We start from the raw sequence: 14,348 nt of genomic DNA, 5'->3' as shown, positions 1-14,348 counted from the left end.
CCGGGTCCGGCGAACGCCTTCATCGTCCTCCCGCACCCCACCCTTTGGGAACGCCAGCGTCTCTTATTACGCCGATTTTGCCGACCGGAACCGGCTACGTGCCGGGCGCTGGGCCCAGGGGGGTGAACTCCCTTACCGGCGAACGCCGTTCACCGCGTCCCGGCACAGCAGCCGCAGCGACCCGTGCCCGCCGAAACACCGCCGGGCCTCGTCGATGGGGTCCCACAAGCGCCCCTCCGGAGTGCGCAGCCAGTGCTCGCCCCCGGTCGCCCACCACTCACCGCCGGTCTGCCGCGCGATCACCTCACCGGCATACGCCCCGAACCCGCGCAACTCGCTCTCGACGGCGGCGTACGGCGCCCCGTCCCGCCGTATCTCCTCGATCGTCCGGTCGACCCGCCACAGGCTCTGCGCCGAGTAGTCGAGCCGCACCCGGGCCCCCTCGCGCATCGTCGCCACCGCGTCCGCCGCCCACCGCACGGGCCGCGCGGCGGCGGAGGGCCTGTGCTCGCGCGCTGTCATCACGTGTGTCATCGCACCGAGAAAACCCTAGTCACGGGGCATCGGGGCACCCCGATCCAGGCATTTCCCCGGACCGGCGCAGGACCGACCCACCCCCACCGCACAACGGTCACAGACCGCGCCCTCAACTCCGCCCGCGCGCCCGCCGCGAGACCACCGCGCGCAGCACCCGGCGCCCCTCCGTCGACACCGCGAGGACCTGCCGCAGTCCGCCCGAGCCGCTGCCGGCGAGGAGTTCGAGGACGGCGATCTGGCGGCGCAGCTCGGCGGCGACGAGGGGCGAGATTCCCTCCGTACGACCTTCACGGCGGGAGTCGATGTCATCGGTGCCGTCCGCGCCGTCGGCGGGGGCCATGACCTCCAGGAGCCGGTGGATCCGCAGCGCGGCGACCGAGCAGGCGTCGGCCCACTCCCGCACCTCGGCGCCGGCCGGAACCGCCGGTGCGGTCGCGAGCATGTGCCGGGCGAGCTGAACGGCGCGATCCTCACCGGATTCCTCACCGGATCCCGCTCCGGGCTCCTCTCCGGGTTCCTCACCTGGTTCCTCGAAGAGCGCGGGCAGTTTGGCGCGAGCCCGCTCCAGGCACTCGCCCCACGTCTCCCCCGCGGCCGGGTCGGCGAGGCTGGTCCACAGCGGGCGCAGCACCTCGTCGTCACCGCCCAGCAGCGGCACGCACCGATCCAAACAAGCCAGTCCACTGGCAGCCAGCGCGCGTTCGTCGGCCTGCGCGATCAGTTCCACCAGACTCATCCAGACCTCCCTCGGCGGGGCCCCTCCCCTATGGAGCCCGCATCTCCCCTGGCGGCGCGCCCCACCCCGGGAGTGTCACACGGGACACCCCCGAGCAGGCAGAGAAAAGGGAAGAAGAGGTTTTCGGCCAACTGAACGGAATCCCTCAGATCCCGGCGGGAATGCCCGGTCCCGCCAGCGCCTTCGCGTGCTGCATCCGGGTCAGCCGCAGCACCAGCGCGATCGCCAGCGCCGCGGCCGCGATGTCGAGGGCGTCGGAGATCGCCATCGCATAGGCGCCCGAGTGGGTCCCGTCCACCGTGTCGGCGTCCCCGGACTGCGCGGTGCCCACCCGGTCGGCGAGGAGCGACACGATCCACAGCGTCCACCACGCGTTGACCAGCAGATACGACCTGCGGGCGCCCAGCGGGCTGCTGGCGTCCCAGATGTCACGGGTGATCCGGCGCGGGTACCAGAGGTTCACGAACGGGACGAACCACCCGGCGATCGCCCACCCGGGCTTCATGCTCTGCGTGTCGGGGGCGAACACCCCGGCGTTGGCCCGCACCCGCACGAACCAGCACAGGTACACGATGATGCACCCGATCAGCGAGACCGCCTGGACGCCACCGGCCACCGTGTTGAGCGAGTCCGCGTCGTCCAGCCTCCCGGCGGCCGCACCGGCGGACGCGCCGTCCATGAGGTCGCCCGTCACGTCGTAGAGGACGAGATCGGCGTAGACGGCGAACAGGTCGGCGGCGATGACGAGGCCGAGCAGTGCGACGGCGGCGCGGCCGAGTCCGACCGGCGAGCGCAGGTAGGGACCGGGCACGGGCCCGGGCATGGATCCGGGCGTGGGCATGGGAACGGACATGGTGAAACCCCCCGAGTGCGAACAGAAGAGAGGGGAACATACGTTCTTCAGCCCTCACACGTCCAGCCGCAACGCCCGCCCGCTCGGCCTTCCGCCCCGCCCCCCGCTCAACCCACCTTGTCCGCAAGGGACTTGAACTGGGTCCAGGTCAGCGCGGGCGTCCCCGGGTCCCACAGCTTCTGGACCGTGGCCCGCAGCGGCATACGGATACCGGCCGCGACCTGGTTCTGCGTCTGCGAGTTGGCGAGGTCGCACCAGACCGCGAACGACCCGCCGAGGATCCGGGAGTCGTACTTCGCCGGGACCGCCGTCGTACCGCGCAGCACGCGCGGGGTCCACTGTTCGTAGATCCGCCGCCCCGTCGGATAGACGAAGGTCTGCGGCTCGCCGAGGACGTAGTAGAGGTACTCGTCGTTGTAGTTGAGGACCTTGCGCCCCGCGCTCAGATACGCGACGGGCTGCCGGGCGCCGATCTCCTTGCCCGTCCAGTACGCGACCTGGAGATCCTTGGCCGCCGTCACCGAAGTCCCTTTGAGGAAGCCGTCGTTCCACACCCGCATCGTCCGGTCGTGGTCGCGGACCGTGTCGGCGCGGTCGTTGAGCCAGCCGGTGGTGAGGTCGGCGACGGTGCCGCCGGAGCCGTAGGCTTTGACGGCCTCGGCCGCCAACTGCGGGAAGGACGCCTGGGGGTTGGCGACGGTCAGCGCCTGGTATTCGTCGCCGCCGAGGTGCCACTGGTCGCCGGGGAACAACCCGGCGTACTCGTCGAGGAGTTGGTCGACGATCGCGGCGGAGGCGTCCTTGGAGATGTCGATCGCACCTCGCGTGGCGACCCCCGACACGTTCCGCAGCTGCAGATCGGGATGAGCGGCGATCACCGCACCCAAGTGCCCCGGCGAGTCGATCTCGGGCACGACGGTGATGTGCCGACTGGTGGCGAGATCGACGATCTGCTTGACCTGCGCCTTGGTGAGATGGTCCTTGGACACGACCTCGGGATGACTGGTCGACTCGATCCGGAAACCCTGGTCGTCGGAGAAGTGCAACCCCAGTTCATTGAACTTCAGGTCCCCCAACTCCCGTACCCGGTCCTCGATCCAGCCCGCGGTGAACGGCTTGCGCGCGATGTCCAGCATGAACCCCCGCCGCGGCTTGGCGGGCTGGTCGTGCACGACGCCCTCCGGCGCCGTACCGCCCCCGTGCACTTCCTGCTTGAGCGTGCGCGTCCCGTAGAACACCCCAGCGTCCGAGGGCCCGCTGATATTGACTCTCCCCCCGCGCACGGTCATCGCGTACGACTCCGGGTTCGCGCCCTCGTCGTCGTTGAGCGCCAGCCGTACGTCCCCGGCCCGCACGTCACTCGCCTCGCCGCCGTACGTCAGCCCCAGTTCCCCGGCGATCAGCCGCCCCTCGTCGACCAGATCGGCGTCCTCGACGACGACCCGGTTCCCCTTGGCGGGCCGCCAGCCGGGACCGCGCGCCGGGGTGTGGGAGCGCACGGCGGGAATGGTGCGGGGAGTCTGCGACAGCGGATACGACCGGGTCGGACTCGGACTCGGCGTCGGGGACGCGGCACGGGAGGCCGCGCCGCGCGAGGCCGCGGAGGTCTCGTCGGCGGACCCGACCGCCGTGCCCCCGGAATCCCCCTCGTCGCCGGACGCCGACCACAGCCCGAGGCCCACCCCGCCCGCGACGACCACCGTGGCCGCGGCGACCGCGATCAGCCCCCGCTTCCGCTGCTTCTGCTTCACCTGCTTCGCCGACGAGCGGCGCCTGTGCTGGCTCACGGCGCCAACCTACGGCCCCGGGTGGATCGCGGGTGTCCACCACGCGTTCCGAAACTCTCCCGTCCGGGTGAAATTCGGGCATCTGTCGGACACCTCATGACCACTCCCGATAACGTGGTGACGCACTTCTCACTCTTCAGCACCGCACCCCCTGCCGCATCCCTGCCGCATCGTCCGTGACGCGAGGATCCACCCTGCCTGCGCACCGCCTCCCCCAGCTCCCCGACCTTCCCGGCCGAGTGGCCATACCGGCGCTGCCCGAGCAGTCCCGCACCTCGCGGTCCCCGAATTCGCTGGAGGGCTTCAACTCCGCGCCCGCCGACGACATCCGGCCCGCCCTGCTGAACTGCCTCCACAGCCACCGCTGGACCCGCCGCCTCACAGACCACCGCCCCTACCCCGACCTCGACGCCCTACTCGCGGCGTCCGACGAGGCGTCGTACGACCTGACGGCGGGCGACCTGGCGGAGGCGTTGGCGGGCGAGTCGCTCCCGGTCCTCCCCGACGACACGTACGAGGCCGCCCACATGGCCCTGGACGCGGCCCACGCGGCGTACGAGGCCCGCTTCGGCCACGTGTTCGTCATCTGCGCGGACGGCATCGCCCCGGACGAGGTCCTGGACCACGTCCTGGCAGGCATCCGGTCACGCTTGACGAACGACCCGGAGGAGGAACGGGTAGTGGTGGCGGAGGAGCTACGGCGCCTGGCAAGAGGACGGCTGCTGAGGGCTTTTGTCTTTAGGGGCGCGGGGAACTGCGCGACCAGCCCCAACGGCGCCGCACCCGGCAAACAACAAGAACCCCCACCCCATTAGCCGCCCGAAACTAGCCCATACGCGCACCTTTGAGTGCCATTTTGATCACACCAGCAGGCCCGCCGTAAGACCCGCGTCAGCGCCTGGATACGATGCTGAGGGCCGGAGGACCGTACCCGGCCGGGCCCGACCGACAGAGAAGCCGGCGCGGCCCTAAATCCCCGCTCCCGGAGGGTTCTTCCGTGCCGGCTGGAACGCTGTACCGCGGCCGGGAAGGAATGTGGTCCTGGGTGGCTCATCGAGTCACCGGCGTCCTCATCTTCTTCTTCCTGTTCGTACACGTGCTGGACACCGCTCTTGTGCGTGTCTCCCCCGAGGACTACGACAAGGTCGTAGCCACCTACAAGACGCCGATCGTGGGGCTGCTGGAGTACGGCCTCGTCGCCGCCATCCTGTTCCACGCCCTCAACGGCCTGCGCGTCATCGCCGTCGACTTCTGGTCGAAGGGCCCGCGCTACCAGAAGCAGATGCTCTGGTCCGTGGTCGGCCTGTGGGTCGTGCTCATGCTCGGGGCGATCTACCCCGTGCTCGGCCACGCCGCTCGTGAACTGTTCGGGAGCTGACACCCATGGCCACCACCGAATCCACCGCTTCCGGCATCGGCCCGGTCGAGGGTGAGTCCCTCTACAACGTGGACAACCCCGCGCCCCTCATCGAGGCCCCCCGCAAGCGCACCCAGAAGACCCCGAAGTCGACCCGGGGCAACTTCGAGATGTACGGCTGGCTCTTCATGCGCCTGTCCGGCGTCGTGCTGGTCGTCCTGGTCCTCGGCCACCTGCTGATCCAGCTCGTGCTGGACGGCGGTGTCTCCAAGATCGGCTTCGCCTTCGTGGCGGGCCGCTGGGCCTCGCCGTTCTGGCAGGTCTGGGACCTCTTGATGCTCTGGCTCGCGATGCTGCACGGCGCCAACGGCCTGCGCACGGTCATCAACGACTACGCGGAGCGCGCGAACACCCGGCTGTGGCTCAAGGGCCTGCTCTACACCGCCACGGTGTTCACCATCCTGCTGGGCACGCTGGTGATCTTCACCTTCGACCCGAACATCCGTTAGGCAACGGGGCTGAGGAATTTCCTGATGAAGATCCACAAGTACGACACCGTCATCGTCGGCGCCGGCGGCGCCGGTATGCGCGCCGCGATCGAGTCGACGAAGCGCAGCCGCACCGCGGTCCTGACGAAGCTCTACCCCACCCGCTCCCACACGGGCGCCGCGCAGGGCGGTATGGCCGCCGCGCTCGCCAACGTGGAGGAGGACAACTGGGAGTGGCACACCTTCGACACGATCAAGGGCGGTGACTACCTGGTCGACCAGGACGCCGCCGAGATCCTGGCGAAGGAGGCCATCGACTCGGTCCTCGACCTGGAGAAGATGGGCCTGCCGTTCAACCGCACGCCGGACGGCACGATCGACCAGCGCCGCTTCGGCGGTCACAGCCGCAACCACGGCGAGGCCCCGGTCCGCCGGTCCTGCTACGCGGCCGACCGCACCGGCCACATGATCCTCCAGACGCTGTACCAGAACTGCGTGAAGGAGGGCGTGGAGTTCTTCAACGAGTTCTACGTCCTCGACCAGCTGATCGCCGACGTCGACGGCGTGAAGACCTCGGTCGGCGTGGTCGCGTACGAGCTGGCGACCGGCGAGATCCACGTCTTCCAGGCGAAGGCCGTGATCTACGCGTCCGGCGGCTGCGGCAAGTTCTTCAAGGTGACGTCGAACGCGCACACCCTGACCGGTGACGGCCAGGCCGCCGTGTACCGGCGCGGGCTGCCGCTGGAGGACATGGAGTTCTTCCAGTTCCACCCGACCGGCATCTGGCGCATGGGCATCCTGCTGACGGAGGGCGCCCGCGGTGAGGGCGGCATCCTCCGCAACAAGGACGGCGAGCGCTTCATGGAGAAGTACGCGCCGGTCATGAAGGACCTCGCGTCCCGTGACGTCGTGTCCCGCTCCATCTACACGGAGATCCGTGAGGGCCGCGGCTGCGGTCCCGAGGGCGACCACGTGTACCTGGACCTGACGCACCTCCCGCCGGAGCAGCTGGACGCCAAGCTGCCCGACATCACGGAGTTCGCGCGCACCTACCTCGGTATCGAGCCGTACACGGACCCGATCCCGATCCAGCCCACCGCGCACTACGCGATGGGCGGCATCCCGACGAACGTCGAGGGTGAGGTCCTCACCGACAACACCACCGTCGTCCCGGGCCTCTACGCGGCCGGCGAGGTCGCCTGCGTCTCCGTCCACGGCGCCAACCGCCTCGGCACGAACTCGCTCCTGGACATCAACGTGTTCGGGCGCCGGGCGGGCATCGCCGCGGCGGAGTACTCGCAGAAGGCGTCGTACGTCGAGCTGCCGGAGGACCCGGCGCAGCAGGTCATCGACCAGGTCGAGAACCTGCGCAACTCGACGGGTACCGAGCGTGTGGCGGTCATCCGCCGCGAGCTGCAGGAGACCATGGACGCGAACGTCATGGTGTTCCGCACCGAGCAGACGATCAAGACGGCCGTCGAGAAGATCGCGGAGCTGCGCGAGCGCTACCGCAACGTCTCGATCCAGGACAAGGGCCGCCGTTTCAACACGGACCTGCTGGAAGCGATCGAGCTCGGCAACCTCCTGGACCTCGCCGAGGTCATGGCGGTCTCGGCGCTCGCCCGCAAGGAGTCCCGCGGCGGTCACTACCGCGAGGACTACCCGAACCGCGACGACGTCAACTTCATGCGCCACACCATGGCGTACCGCGAGGTCGGCGACGACGGCACCGAGTCCATCCGTCTCGACTACAAGCCGGTCGTCCAGACCCGCTACCAGCCGATGGAGCGTAAGTACTGATGGCTACCCCTGTTCTGGACAAGGAAGAAGCGGCCGGCCAGCCCGAGCCCGGCTTCGCCGACTCCCCCTACATCACGGTCACCTTCCGCATCCGCCGCTTCAACTCCGAGGTCTCGGCGGAAGCGGTCTGGGAGGACTTCCAGCTGGAGATCGACCCCAAGGAGCGCGTCCTCGACGGCCTCCACAAGATCAAGTGGGACATCGACGGCACGCTGACCTTCCGCCGCTCGTGCGCCCACGGCATCTGCGGTTCGGACGCGATGCGGATCAACGGCAAGAACCGTCTCGCCTGCAAGACCCTGATCAAGGACCTCAACCCCGAGAAGCCGATCACGGTCGAGCCGATCAAGGGTCTGACGGTCCTGAAGGACCTGGTCGTCGACATGGACCCGTTCTTCCAGGCGTACCGGGACGTCATGCCGTTCCTGATCACCCACGACACGAACGAGCCGACCCGGGAACGCCTCCAGTCGGCGGAGGACCGCGAGCGCTTCGACGACACCACGAAGTGCATCCTCTGCGCGGCCTGCACGTCCTCGTGCCCGGTCTTCTGGAACGACGGCCAGTACTTCGGCCCGGCCGCCATCGTCAACGCGCACCGCTTCATCTTCGACAGCCGTGACGACGCGGGCGAGCAGCGCCTGGAGATCCTCAACGACCGCGACGGCGTGTGGCGTTGCCGCACGACCTTCAACTGCACGGACGCCTGCCCGCGCGGCATCGAGGTCACGAAGGCCATCCAGGAAGTGAAGCGCGCACTGATCACGCGCCGCTTCTGAGGTTGTTTTCTGTACGGCTGCGAGGGCCCCGTTTCCGGGTTGGGAGCGGGGCCCTCCTGCGCGCGGTGCCCGTTTGGGTGAACGTGATCGTCAAGGACATACCGGCGCTGTCCGGCCTACGATGATGCTCTCGACACCAGCCCAGCAGGAGGCACGCGATGTCCGCAGCATCCGTCGAGCGGCCCCACGACGACCGTCCGCTGATCGCGGAGGCGAACCGTCTCATGGATCGCAACCCGGGCTACCGAGTCGAGATCATCGGAGGCCAGATCCTCGTGAGCCCGCCCCCGGACGGCCCGCACGCCGAGGCATTGACCGAGCTCATGCTGCTCTTCGCGGCTTCCGGTCTGCACGGGACGGAGTCGAAGGTGCTCCAAGGCATTGGCCTCTGGCTGCCGACCGGAACAGAGGACTACGCGATCCCCGACCTTGTGGTGGTCGACGCGGACTACCGGGATCACTGCGTCGAGAACAACTGCCACGACCCCGTCTGCTTCCGCCTTGTCCTGGAGGTCACCTCCAGCAACTACCGGACCGACCTGCGAGACAAGGTGAAGGCGTACGCCGCCGCCAAGGTTCCGGTTTACGTGATCATCGACCGCAGGCATCAGCGCCTCCACGTCCTGACCAACCCCACGGGGGACGATTACGAGAGCCACCGCCCGCACTCCCCCGGCGAAGTGGTCACCCTGCCCAAGTCCATCGGCGCCGAAGTCACCCTCGACGTCGCCGAGATCCTCACGGCCGGTCAGCCCAAGACCGACTGACCTCGCCGCCCGCTCACAACTGGCTCAGGATCGTCGGGTCGGTGATCTCCGTGTCCTTGGCCAGCAGCATCGCCTTGCTGAGGATCACCGCCAGCATCCGGTCCCCCTCGTAGGGCAGGTAACCGGCCTGCGGGACGGACGGGTTGGAGCCCGGGACGATGCAGAGGTACCGGTCGTCCGGGGTCATCAGGATGTTGCTGGACCCGAGGTGGATCTTGTACGTGTGGCGCTCGCCCTTGACGTGCAGGAAGCGGCCCTCCAGGGTGCAGCGGTCGGCTATCGCGAGTCTCGGGATCAGGCGTTCCAGCAGGGCGCGGCGGGTCTGCGCGCTCTGGTTCAGCTCCGCGAAGCCGTACGACGTCCAGTACTCCCGGAAGCGGCCGCCGGGGCCGCCGTCCTGCCAGGTCGGGTCGTTGCCGACGCTGGCCACGCCGACGAACAGGTCGACGTCGCGCAGGACTTCGGACAGGACGAGCGGCGGGATCGCGGTGAGGGGCAGCGGGTCGACGTGAGCCGCTCCGCCGCGCGGGCGCATCCGGTACTCGCCGCCGTAGCAGTGCGCGGAGTTGGGCGGCGCGTCGAGCGGGTAGAAGCGGACCTGGTCGGTGCGCAGCCTCAGATAACTGCCGGACTCGGTGATGTCGGCGTGGTCGTCGCCACCGTCGCCCTCGATCCAGTACTCGGCGCGCAGCCCCCACCGCGGGAGTTCGCGGACGGCGGGCGGTGCCTCGTCGTCGACGGCCAGGCGGAGCTTGTTGTGCCAGCCGCGGACGGCCGCCAGGGAGTGGAACTGGTGCTGGCGCAGGACGTGCGCGGCGAAGCGGTTCGAGTACGTGTCCGTCGTGCGCTCGGCGTCCGTGAGGAGGTACACCTCGCGGTGGGCCTGCTTGAACGGCTGGGTGATCGCGTGCCGTTCAAGCCAGTCCCGCCAGGTGAGGATCTCGTCCGGGGTGTGTCCGACGGGGTGCCAGAGCGCGACCTCCGTCCCGTCGGTCACCGGGGTGTCGGCGAGCGTGCGCAGCTCTCCGTCGGCGTGTCCGACCGTCGTCCCGTCGACCGTCCACAGCAGTCGGCGGGCCAGGGTGCCGACGAGGGGATGGTCCAGGTAGCGCTCGCGCCAGGCTCCGTACGCCCAGGTGCGGCGGGCCAGGAACTGGCGGTCCAGGCGCTCGCTCTGCGCCGTGAGCATCTTGTCGATGTCCTTGACGGCGGCCTTCAGCTCCTTGAGCTCGTCGGCGTGGTCGCGGCGAACGGCGGCGGGCACGCTCTTGACGGTTTTTCCGGCGGCGGTGCGCCAACTCAGCACCACCTTGGGGCCGTTGACCTCCAGCACGGCCGTGGCCTCGCCGAGCCGGTGCTCGGCCCGGCCGACCTGGGTCAACCCGTAGGCGGGGACGGCGAGTTCCTCGACCTCCTCGCGGCTGAGGCCCTTCTCCTCGGCCTTGGCGTCCAGCGCGGTGTTCAGCAGCTTGAGGGTGCCCTTGTAGGTGACGCGGGTGCCGAGGCGGGCGAGTTCGGCGAGGGCCGCCTCGCTGTCGACGCGGGCCAGCGCGTTGACCGCCGCGTTGGCGACCTTGGGGTTGACCGGGCCGAGGCCCGCCACCTTGCGCAGCGAGGTCTCCACGAGGGTGCCGAGGGCGCGGGCGGTGTCGGGGTGCGGCGGCAGCAGGGACAGCAGCCAGACCAGGCCGCGCAGGACGGTGGCGTTGTACGGGTCGAAGCTCTCCCCCGCGTGCCCCGTGTCGACCAGCGGGTGGGTGCGCGGCCGGCCCACCAGCCGTAGCCAGGGCGCCAGTTGGATGCGTACGGCGTCCGGGCCGACGGTGTCGACCAGGGCCTGCCCGGTCTTGTCCCACTTCGTGGAGGGACGGGCGGCGGTGGCGGTCGCGGCGTGGGCGACCAGGCGCTGCCAGTCCTCGCCGAGGCCGGCCAGCTCCGCCAGGGCCACGTCGGACCAGGCCTCTCCGGGGTTCACGACGGGACCGGTGATCCGGTCGGCGATCGGGTCGAGCACCTTCATGGTGTTCCACCCCAACAGCCGGGTACGGCGGATCAACGCCACGAAGGCTCCGGGGAGTTCGCGGCCCTCGGCGAACTCCAGCTCGGCGAGCCGGGCCAACTGGCCCGGGGAGTAGTGCACTTCCTGGTCGGCGAGCAGCCGCATGAGGACGGCGCGGGTGTCGGACGGCTGGCCCTCGATGGTCGCCAGGCCCCGGACGGCGTGGAGCAGGCGCTTGACGCGGCGGCGCTCGACCGCGTCCTGTGCCGACGCCTCGTAGCGCTCCGCCAGCCGTCGGGTCAGGCGGTCCTGGAAGCCCTGGCCGGAGCCGAGCACCGCCTCGACGACGGGGCCGCCGGGTGAGCGCGCGTGCCACTGGTCGTCCACCAGCTCCGCGAGCACGAGCAGGTGGGGAACGATGTCGCTCTCTTCGGCGGCGATCAGGCCGAGCACGTCACGAGCCTGCTGGGCGGACGCGGTGGTCGTGTCGGCCATCATCCACCCACCAGCGCGACGAGCTTCAGGAACGTGACCTCGACGCCGTGGCCCAGCTCGATCTCCTCGTCGAACCCGGTGAGCTGACGGTCCCCCACCAGCAGCAGGAAGCCGTTGCCCGCGAAGGCCGCGAGCGCCAGCTCCGTCTGGACCTCGGGGTCTATGCGGCGGGGGGTGCGCAGCGCGTATCCGTTCAGCACCCGCTCGGTGTCCTGCGGCTGCACCAGGCCCTGGAACACGCCGGGCGTCCGCGTGTTGTACTCGGCGACCTCCTGGAACACCCGGCGCCGGATCAGCTCGCGCACGCGGATGCGCTCCTCGGCGATCTCCAGCCCCCAGCCGTCGCTACGGCTCCCGCTTGTCGTCTCGTCGACGAACGTCACGATTCCCATGCCTCCGACAGTACGAGTCGGCACTGACAATCCGGCTCCGTCGGCAATCCCGGGCCTGCGCCGATCATCGACCTAATCTGATGGCATGTCAGATGAAGAGTCGTACGAACTGCTCGGCTTCGACAACGTCCTCCTCCCCGTCGGGGACCTCGCCGAGGCGGTCCCCTTCTACGAGCGCGCCGGATTCACCGTCGGGTTCCGCCTCGACGAGGCCGGGATCGCGATCCTGAAGGTCGGCGGCGAGACACCCGGGGTGCTGCTGCGCCACGAGGAAGGGCTGGGGCACCGGCCGCCGCCGTGGCCCTCGCCGCGTGTGTGGCTGGAGGTGCCGGACGCGCGGAAGGCGGCCCAACACCTCACCACCGCCGGCATCCCCCTCCTCGACGCACCCTTCTCCGTGGCCACGGGGTGGACCGTCGAGATCGCCGACCCCTGGGGCAACGTCATCGGATTCACCGACTACTCGAAGCGGCCGGAGCTGGCGCGGCGGGTGTGACACAGGTCCCAGCGCAAGCAAGTTGAACACGTTCAAAAATGCTCCTACAGTTCTTCCTGTCGGCACTTTTGAACGTGTTCAAGAAGGGGGAGGCGCATGGACCGCACGGTCATCGCCTACGTCATCTATCTGATCGTCAGCATCGGACTCACCGTCTGGGTGGCCCGCACGCTCAGCCGCAACGGGCGGATCTTCCTCGCTGACGTCCTCCAGGGGAACGAGAAACTCGCGGAGGCCGTGAACCACCTCCTGGTGGTCGGCTTCTACCTCGTCAATCTCGGGTTCGTCGCCCTGTACCTGAGCGGCGACGGCACCATCGACGACACCCGGGGCATCTTCGAGGCCCTGTCGAAGAAGGTGGGCGTGGTGCTGCTGGTGCTCGGGGTGATGCACCTGGGGAACGTGTTCGTGCTGAACAAGATCCGGCGGCGGGGGGTCATGGAGCGGGAGCAGGTGCCGCCCATCGCGCCGCAGGGGTGGGTTCCGCCGACGGCCGGGGCGTGACGGGGGTGGCCCCGGCCCTCGGCGGGACCCAGGACCGGGACGCCTCGCGCGTCCCGGTCCACGGGCTCACCGTCCTCTACGACGCCGACTGCGCCCTGTGCGCCTTCGTGCGCGACTGGCTCGTACGGCAGCCGCAGTTGGTGCCCCTGGAGCTGGTACCGGCGTCCTCCGAAGAGGCCCGGCGGCGCTTTCCCGGGCTCGACCACCGCGCGACCCTCGACGAGGTCACCGTCGTCGGCGACTCCGGGCAGGTCTACCAGGGCGCCGCCGCCTGGATCGTCACCCTGTGGGCCCTGCGCGAACAGCGGCCCCTGGCACACCGGTTGAACACTCCGGCCGGGGCCCGCCTCGCGAGGGGCGCCGTGCTCGCCGCCGCCAAGTGGCGCGGGGCGCAGTGGGGCGCCGGAGGGGCGAAGGCAGGCCGGTGGGGCGGCGGGGTGTACCGGCAGGGCGACGGCTGGTCGTACGACCCGCGCCAGGGGTGGAGCTACACCGCGCCGGGCTGCGCCGACGGTTCCTGCCCCACTGGATAGGCTCTCTTTCCGTGCCCGCGAAGAACGACAGCCCCGAAGAGGACGGCGGTACGCCCGCCAGGTCCGCGAAGTCCGAGCAGACCCGTGCGCTCATCCTGGAGACGGCCATGCGGCTGTTCGAGGAGCACGGCTACGACAAGACGACGATGCGGGCGATCGCCAAGGAGGCGGGCGTCTCGGTCGGTAACGCCTACTACTACTTCGCCGGCAAGGAGCACCTGATCCAGGGCTTCTACGACCGGCTCGCCGAGGAGCACCGGGTCGCGGTCCGCGAGGTGCTGGACCGGGAGACCGATCTGGAGGCGCGGCTCGCGGGCGTGCTGCGGGTGTGGCTGGACATCGCGAAGCCGTACCACCAGTTCGCGGTGCAGTTCTTCAAGAACGCCGCCGACCCGGACAGCCCGCTGAGCCCGTTCTCCGCGGAGAGCGAGCACGCGCGTGTGCAGGCGATCGGCGTCCACAAGGAGGTGCTGTTCGGGGCGAAGACCAAGGTGGCGCCGGAACTGCGGGACGTGCTCCCGGAGTTGATGTGGCTCTCCCAGATGGGGCTCGTGCTCTATTGGGTGTTCGACCGGACCGAGGGCCGTGAGCGGAGTTACCGGCTCGCCGAGCGCGGAGCGCGTCTCACCGCGCGCGGGGTGTCCCTCGCGCGCTTCAGGGTGCTGCGGCCGCTCGTCCTGGAGGTGCACGAGCTGTTCACGGACTTCCTGCCGGGCATGACCAACGCGCTGCCCGATCCGGCGAAGGCGAAGAAGAAGCAGGAGAAGCGCGGGGCGCCCGCCGCCGGACCCGCCGACGACGAACGCCCCTGAGCACTCAGGTCGG

Annotated in this window: 16 protein-coding genes; 10 read left to right on the top strand and 6 right to left on the bottom strand. The window is 69.7% G+C overall.

All coding sequences use genetic code 11. The annotated features are described in order from the left end of the window. Nucleotides 1-132: 132 nt before the first annotated feature. The 4 genes from R2B38_RS25815 to R2B38_RS25800 form a co-directional block, all read right to left on the bottom strand. Entirely contained in the window at nucleotides 133-534 is a 402-nt protein-coding gene (locus R2B38_RS25815) for a hypothetical protein (protein ID WP_318018363.1), read from the bottom strand. Between the two features lie 112 nt (nucleotides 535-646). Then, nucleotides 647-1,273, bottom strand: a complete 627-nt coding sequence (locus R2B38_RS25810) for a hypothetical protein (protein ID WP_318018362.1) — start codon at nucleotides 1,271-1,273, stop codon at nucleotides 647-649. Nucleotides 1,274-1,418: 145 nt separating this feature from the next. Further along, nucleotides 1,419-2,114 carry a DUF4328 domain-containing protein gene (locus tag R2B38_RS25805; protein WP_318018361.1) on the bottom strand — a complete coding sequence of 232 codons (696 nt, stop codon included), beginning with the start codon at nucleotides 2,112-2,114 and terminating at the stop codon, nucleotides 1,419-1,421. Nucleotides 2,115-2,233: 119 nt separating this feature from the next. Further along, nucleotides 2,234-3,877 (bottom strand): glycoside hydrolase family 20 protein, encoded by a 1,644-nt coding sequence (locus R2B38_RS25800; RefSeq protein ID WP_318021787.1) that lies wholly within the window; start codon nucleotides 3,875-3,877, stop codon nucleotides 2,234-2,236. 212 nt (nucleotides 3,878-4,089) lie between these two features. On the opposite strand from R2B38_RS25800, the gene R2B38_RS25795 reads away from it, so the two are divergent. The 6 genes from R2B38_RS25795 to R2B38_RS25770 all read left to right on the top strand — a co-directional run bounded on the left by R2B38_RS25795 (nucleotide 4,090) and on the right by R2B38_RS25770 (nucleotide 9,104). After that, entirely contained in the window at nucleotides 4,090-4,728 is a 639-nt protein-coding gene (locus tag R2B38_RS25795) for a 2-oxo-4-hydroxy-4-carboxy-5-ureidoimidazoline decarboxylase (protein ID WP_318018360.1), read from the top strand. A gap of 182 nt (nucleotides 4,729-4,910) precedes the next feature. Continuing rightward, nucleotides 4,911-5,291, top strand: a complete 381-nt coding sequence (gene sdhC / locus R2B38_RS25790; RefSeq protein WP_079660228.1) for a succinate dehydrogenase, cytochrome b556 subunit — start codon at nucleotides 4,911-4,913, stop codon at nucleotides 5,289-5,291. Between the two features lie 5 nt (nucleotides 5,292-5,296). Further along, nucleotides 5,297-5,779: a succinate dehydrogenase hydrophobic membrane anchor subunit gene (locus R2B38_RS25785; RefSeq protein WP_318018359.1), complete on the top strand. Its 483-nt coding sequence runs from the start codon at nucleotides 5,297-5,299 to the stop codon at nucleotides 5,777-5,779. A 24-nt stretch (nucleotides 5,780-5,803) separates the two neighbouring features. After that, entirely contained in the window at nucleotides 5,804-7,558 is a 1,755-nt protein-coding gene (gene sdhA / locus R2B38_RS25780) for a succinate dehydrogenase flavoprotein subunit (protein WP_318018358.1), read from the top strand. Continuing rightward, a complete protein-coding gene (locus tag R2B38_RS25775; RefSeq protein ID WP_318018357.1) occupies nucleotides 7,558-8,337 on the top strand; it encodes a succinate dehydrogenase iron-sulfur subunit in 780 nt (259 codons plus the stop codon). Before sdhA ends, R2B38_RS25775 begins: the two co-directional genes overlap by 1 nt. A 158-nt stretch (nucleotides 8,338-8,495) precedes the next feature. Next, complete coding sequence (locus R2B38_RS25770; protein ID WP_318018356.1) at nucleotides 8,496-9,104, top strand: Uma2 family endonuclease; 609 nt, start codon at nucleotides 8,496-8,498, stop codon at nucleotides 9,102-9,104. A 13-nt stretch (nucleotides 9,105-9,117) separates the two neighbouring features. Here the strand turns inward: R2B38_RS25770 and R2B38_RS25765 are convergent, their stop codons facing one another. Further along, a complete protein-coding gene (locus tag R2B38_RS25765; protein WP_318018355.1) occupies nucleotides 9,118-11,601 on the bottom strand; it encodes a DUF4132 domain-containing protein in 2,484 nt (827 codons plus the stop codon). After that, nucleotides 11,598-11,990 carry a hypothetical protein gene (locus R2B38_RS25760; RefSeq protein WP_318018354.1) on the bottom strand — a complete coding sequence of 131 codons (393 nt, stop codon included), beginning with the start codon at nucleotides 11,988-11,990 and terminating at the stop codon, nucleotides 11,598-11,600. Before R2B38_RS25760 ends, R2B38_RS25765 begins: the two co-directional genes overlap by 4 nt. Before the next feature lie 85 nt (nucleotides 11,991-12,075). On the opposite strand from R2B38_RS25760, the gene R2B38_RS25755 reads away from it, so the two are divergent. From R2B38_RS25755 to R2B38_RS25740, 4 genes are all read left to right on the top strand, one after another. Further along, nucleotides 12,076-12,486 carry a VOC family protein gene (locus R2B38_RS25755; RefSeq protein ID WP_318018353.1) on the top strand — a complete coding sequence of 137 codons (411 nt, stop codon included), beginning with the start codon at nucleotides 12,076-12,078 and terminating at the stop codon, nucleotides 12,484-12,486. 96 nt (nucleotides 12,487-12,582) lie between these two features. After that, nucleotides 12,583-12,990: a hypothetical protein gene (locus R2B38_RS25750; protein WP_033280152.1), complete on the top strand. Its 408-nt coding sequence runs from the start codon at nucleotides 12,583-12,585 to the stop codon at nucleotides 12,988-12,990. Continuing rightward, the gene (locus R2B38_RS25745; RefSeq protein WP_411978496.1) at nucleotides 12,987-13,523 is read left to right on the top strand and encodes a thiol-disulfide oxidoreductase DCC family protein; all 537 of its coding nucleotides are present in this window, start codon (nucleotides 12,987-12,989) and stop codon (nucleotides 13,521-13,523) included. Before R2B38_RS25750 ends, R2B38_RS25745 begins: the two co-directional genes overlap by 4 nt. 11 nt (nucleotides 13,524-13,534) lie before the next feature. Then, nucleotides 13,535-14,335 carry a TetR family transcriptional regulator gene (locus tag R2B38_RS25740; RefSeq protein ID WP_318018352.1) on the top strand — a complete coding sequence of 267 codons (801 nt, stop codon included), beginning with the start codon at nucleotides 13,535-13,537 and terminating at the stop codon, nucleotides 14,333-14,335. The last annotated feature ends 13 nt before the right edge of the window (nucleotides 14,336-14,348 follow it).

The sequence above is a fragment of the Streptomyces sp. N50 genome, assembly GCF_033335955.1.
In the GTDB taxonomy this organism is placed as follows: Bacteria; Actinomycetota; Actinomycetes; order Streptomycetales; family Streptomycetaceae; genus Streptomyces.
This window is presented reverse-complemented; position numbering and strand designations above follow the sequence as displayed.

Coding starts and splice junctions, on each gene's coding strand:
- R2B38_RS25815 (WP_318018363.1), bottom strand. CDS start 534: ATGACACACGTGATGACAGCGCGCGAGCACAGGCCCTCCGCCGCCGCG.
- R2B38_RS25805 (WP_318018361.1), bottom strand. CDS start 2,114: ATGCCCACGCCCGGATCCATGCCCGGGCCCGTGCCCGGTCCCTACCTG.
- R2B38_RS25760 (WP_318018354.1), bottom strand. CDS start 11,990: ATGGGAATCGTGACGTTCGTCGACGAGACGACAAGCGGGAGCCGTAGC.
- R2B38_RS25785 (WP_318018359.1), top strand. CDS start 5,297: ATGGCCACCACCGAATCCACCGCTTCCGGCATCGGCCCGGTCGAGGGT.
- R2B38_RS25755 (WP_318018353.1), top strand. CDS start 12,076: ATGTCAGATGAAGAGTCGTACGAACTGCTCGGCTTCGACAACGTCCTC.
- R2B38_RS25765 (WP_318018355.1), bottom strand. CDS start 11,601: ATGATGGCCGACACGACCACCGCGTCCGCCCAGCAGGCTCGTGACGTG.
- R2B38_RS25810 (WP_318018362.1), bottom strand. CDS start 1,273: ATGAGTCTGGTGGAACTGATCGCGCAGGCCGACGAACGCGCGCTGGCT.
- R2B38_RS25770 (WP_318018356.1), top strand. CDS start 8,496: ATGTCCGCAGCATCCGTCGAGCGGCCCCACGACGACCGTCCGCTGATC.
- sdhA (WP_318018358.1), top strand. CDS start 5,804: ATGAAGATCCACAAGTACGACACCGTCATCGTCGGCGCCGGCGGCGCC.
- R2B38_RS25775 (WP_318018357.1), top strand. CDS start 7,558: ATGGCTACCCCTGTTCTGGACAAGGAAGAAGCGGCCGGCCAGCCCGAG.
- R2B38_RS25750 (WP_033280152.1), top strand. CDS start 12,583: ATGGACCGCACGGTCATCGCCTACGTCATCTATCTGATCGTCAGCATC.